Annotated in this window: 3 protein-coding genes; all 3 read right to left on the bottom strand. The window is 66.8% G+C overall.

Annotated features, from left to right (window positions below; genetic code table 11):
- Positions 1-52: 52 nt before the first annotated feature.
- Positions 53-1090: a tRNA pseudouridine(55) synthase TruB gene (truB, locus tag AC1DYI_RS27815; protein WP_477207362.1), complete on the bottom strand. Its 1038-nt coding sequence runs from the start codon at positions 1088-1090 to the stop codon at positions 53-55.
- Positions 1091-1098: 8 nt separating this feature from the next.
- The gene (gene rbfA, locus AC1DYI_RS27820) at positions 1099-1464 is read right to left on the bottom strand and encodes a 30S ribosome-binding factor RbfA (RefSeq protein ID WP_477207363.1); all 366 of its coding nucleotides are present in this window, start codon (positions 1462-1464) and stop codon (positions 1099-1101) included.
- Between the two features lie 75 nt (positions 1465-1539).
- Positions 1540-4373 (bottom strand): translation initiation factor IF-2 (gene infB, locus AC1DYI_RS27825; RefSeq protein ID WP_477207364.1); only part of this gene is annotated, 2834 nt, incomplete at its 5' end.

Raw genomic sequence — 4373 nt, forward strand, 5'->3', positions numbered from 1 at the left:
GTCTTGCCATGGTCCACGTGGGCAATGATGGCGATGTTGCGGATCTGTCGGGTCATGACGTTTTCTCTAGAGTATTCGGTAGAAGCGCCGGGCCGTCCCAAGCTTCTTGCTCCCCTTGGGGGGCGGGTCGCTGCGCGGCAGCGAACCTTGGGGCACTGATCAATGCCTGCACTTCGATCGGGCTCAGCAGGCGGTCGGCGATCAGTTCGCCGGCGGTGATGTGGGCGCTGCCCAGGAAGGCGGCTGGTTCGGGGCCGTAGACGCGGACCACTTCGCGGTCCGGCTCATTCACACGGCGGCGCAATCCAGACAGGAATCGCGCCGCTTCGGCCTCGGCCAGCCGCAGCAGCGGCCAGTCGTTGAGCAGGCAGTCCGGTGGGTGCAGCAGCGCGTCGCGTGCCGGTTCGTCGAGCGCTGCCAAGGCGTCCAACGTGATCGCGCCGGCCAGCGTCAACGCGCCGGTCTCGGTGCGGCGCAGCGACGCGAGGTGCGCGCCGCAGCCCAGGCGCTCGCCAATGTCTTCGGCCAGCGTGCGGATGTAGGTGCCCTTGCTGCAGCGCACGGCGATGGTCAGTTCAAACTGCGTATCGTCCCAGCCCAGCATGTCGATCGCGTGAATCGTCACGCGGCGCGGTTGGCGTTCGACCTCGATGCCGGCGCGGGCGTACTCGTACAGCGCCTTGCCGTCTTTCTTCAGCGCCGAGTGCATCGGCGGAATCTGGTCGATCGGGCCCACGAATGCGGCACAAACGGCGGCGAGTTGCTCAGGCGTCACCGCTACGGGGCGCTCTTCGATCACCTCGCCTTCGCGGTCACCACCCACGGTGCGCTGGCCCAGCCGCAGCACTGCGGTGTAGGCCTTGTCCGCGTCCAGGCTGACCTGGCTGAACTTGGTGGCGGCGCCAAAGCAGAGCGGCAGCAAGCCTGAGGCCAGCGGATCCAGCGTGCCGGTGTGACCCGCTTTCTCGGCGCGGAAGAAGCGCTTGGCCTTCTGCAATGCGTCGTTGCTCGACAGGCCGACCGGCTTGTCAAGCAACAACACACCGTGCAAGGCGCGGCGTTGGATGCGGGGGCGCTGCGGCTGCGTCATGGGCCGGGTTAGTCGTCCTTGGCGCGCGTCGCATTGGCCCGCTGGATCAGCGAGTTCAGATCGGCCGCACGCTCGGTGGTCTGGTCGAACTTGAAGTGCAGGGTCGGCACCGTGTGGATCGCCAGGCGCTTGAACAAGCCGTTGCGCACGAAGCCTGCGGCCTCGTTCAGCGCGATTTCGCACTCGTGCGGGTCACCGACCAGCAGCGAGAAGAAGACGTTCGCGTGCGCGTAGTCGGGCGTGACCTCGACCGCGTTGATCGTGACCATGCCGATGCGCGGGTCCTTCAGCTCGCGGATCAGCTCGGCCAGATCGCGCTGGATCTGGTCCGCCACGCGGTGGCTGCGGTTGGGGATGCTGCGCTTGTGTCTCATGGTTTTGTTCCGCTCCTGAAGCAAAAAACCCCGCCGGTTCCGGCGGGGTTTTCCTGGCGTGAAGCCGGACCCGCCTTACAGCGTTCGGGCGACTTCCTTGACCTCGAAGAACTCCAGCTGGTCGCCCTCGGCGATGTCGTTGTAGTTTTTCAGCTTGATACCGCACTCGAAGCCTTCCTTGACTTCGCGGACATCGTCCTTCTCGCGGCGGATCGAATCGACCTCGCCGGTGTAGACGACGATGTTTTCGCGCAGCAGGCGGAACTTCGCGCCACGGCGAACCATGCCCGAAGTGACCATCGAGCCGGCGACCGTGCCGATCTTCGAAGCCACGAAGACCTTGCGGATCTCGGCCGTGCCCAACGCTTCTTCGCGCTGTTCCGGCGCCAGCATGCCGCTCATCGCCGCCTTCACCTCATCCACGGCGTCGTAGATGATGTTGTAGTAGCGCAGGTCGACGCCATTGCCTTCGGCCAGCTTGCGCGCACCGGCATCGGCCCGCGTGTTGAAGCCGATGATGATGGCCTTGGAGGCGATCGCCAGGTTGACGTCCGACTCGCTGATGCCACCGACTGCCGCGTGCACGATCTGCACCTTGACCTCGTCGGTCGACAGCTTGAGCAGCGAGGTCGCCAGCGCTTCCTGCGAGCCCTGCACGTCGGCCTTGATGATCAACGGCAGCGTCTGCGCCTGGCCTTCGCCCATGTTCTCGAACATGTTCTCCAGCTTGGCCGCCTGCTGGCGAGCCAGCTTGACGTCGCGGTACTTGCCCTGGCGGAAGGTCGCGATTTCGCGGGCACGCCGCTCGTCGGACAGCACCATGAAGTCGTCGCCTGCTTGCGGCACTTCCGTCAGACCCTGGATTTCCACCGGGATCGACGGGCCTGCCTCGGCGGTGTTCTTGCCGTCTTCGTCCAGCATCGCCCGCACACGGCCGTAGCTCGCGCCAGCCAGCACCACGTCGCCACGCTTGAGCGTGCCCGACTGCACCAGCACCGTCGCGACCGGGCCGCGGCCCTTGTCCAGGCGGGCTTCGATCACGATGCCCTTGGCCATCGCGTCGGTCGGGGCCTTCAGCTCCAGCACTTCTGCCTGCAGCAGCACCTGCTCCAGCAGCGCATCGATGCCAGCGCCGGTCTTGGCAGACACCGGCACGAACGGCGAATCACCACCGAACTCTTCCGGCACCACCTGCTCGGCCACCAGCTCGTTCTTCACGCGCTCGGCGTTGGCATCGGGCTTGTCGATCTTGTTCATCGCCACGACGATGGGCACGCCCGCCGCCTTGGCATGGTGGATCGCTTCCTTCGTCTGCGGCATCACGCCGTCGTCGGCCGCCACCACCAGGATGACGATGTCGGTGGCCTTGGCGCCACGGGCACGCATCGCGGTGAACGCCGCGTGGCCCGGGGTGTCGAGGAAGGTGATCATGCCGCGCGGCGTGTCGACGTGGTAGGCGCCGATGTGCTGCGTGATGCCACCCGCTTCACCCGCGGCGACGCGGGCACGGCGGATGTAGTCCAGCAGCGAGGTCTTGCCGTGGTCGACGTGGCCCATCACGGTCACGACCGGCGCACGCGGCAGCTGCTCGCCACCGACGGCTGCTTCTTCCTCTTCCGAGAAGGCTTCCGGATCGTCCAGCTTCGCGGCAAAGGCCTTGTGGCCCATTTCCTCGACCAGGATCATTGCGGTTTCCTGGTCCAGCTGCTGGTTGATCGTGACCATCTGGCCCAGCTTCATCAGCTGCTTGATCAACTCGGAAGCCTTGATGGCCATCTTGTGCGCGAGGTCGGCGACAGAGATGGTCTCGGGCACGTGCACTTCTTGCACCACCGGTTCGGTCGGCGCCTGGAAGTTTGACGCGGAATCGCGGCTGTCGCCACGGCGGCCACCACGCGGGGCACGCCAGCCCGGACGGCCAGCGCCCGAGTCGGTGCGGCCCTTGGCGGCTGCGCCCTTCTTCTTGGCATCGTCGGCCCAGCTGGAAGACAGCTTCTCGGACTTGACCGACTTCTTGTCGCCCGGCTTCGCAGCCGCGCCAGCGGTCGTGGTCGTTGCGCCCGGTGCGGTCTTGGGCTTGTGGATGGTGCCCTTGATGCCTTCCTTGGCAACAGCAGGATCGGCCGGCTTCGGCTCTTCCGGCTTCTTGGCAACCATCACCTTGTTCTTGCGCGCCATCATGTCGCGGATGGCGGCAGCCTCGGCTTCGGCGGCTTGGCGGCGCTTGCCCAGATCGGCCAGGCGCTGCTTTTCCTCGTTGTCGGCGTCGGCGGCCTTGATCACGCGCAGGCCCGGCTTGGGTGCGGGCGCTGGCGGCGGCGGTTCGACGACAGGTGCCGGCGCGGGCGCTGGTGCAGCGGCGGGCGCCGGGGCTGCCTCGGCAGCGGCGGCAGAGCCGGCCGCCTTGGCCAGCGCGGCCTGTGCCTGCGCAGCAGCTTCGGCGGCGGCCTTTTCGGCCGCAGCAGCTTCGGCAGCGGCGCGTTCAGCGGCTTCGCGTTCGGCGCGCTCACGCTCTTCGCGTTGGCGACGCTTTTCGGCCAGCTCTTCTTCCTGGCGACGGATCAGCTCGGCCTGGTGGCGGGCTTCCTCCTCGCGACGGGCGAGCTCGGCTTCGTCGATCACCGGGGCAGCCGGTACGACTTCTTCCTCGGGCGCATTGCCCGGCACGTCGTCACGCTTGACGAACACGCGCTTCTTGCGCACCTCCACCTGGATGGTGCGGGCCTTGCCGGAGGCGTCGGCTTGCTTGATCTCGCTGGTCGACTTGCGGGTCAGCGTGATCTTCTTGCGGTCGCCGCCGGCAGCAGTGCCGTGCGAGCTGCGCAGGAATTCGAGCAAGCGTTCCTTGTCGGACTCGGTCAGCGCGTCGTCCGGCGTCTTCTTGGCGACGCCGGCCGACTGTAGCTGCT

The organism is Ideonella sp. P3_A4 (genome assembly GCF_056403075.1).

Bases quoted from the DNA above. Each gene is read 5' to 3' on its own strand.
- truB (WP_477207362.1), bottom strand. From the start codon at position 1,090: ATGACGCAGCCGCAGCGCCCCCGCATCCAACGCCGCGCCTTGCACGGT.
- rbfA (WP_477207363.1), bottom strand. From the start codon at position 1,464: ATGAGACACAAGCGCAGCATCCCCAACCGCAGCCACCGCGTGGCGGAC.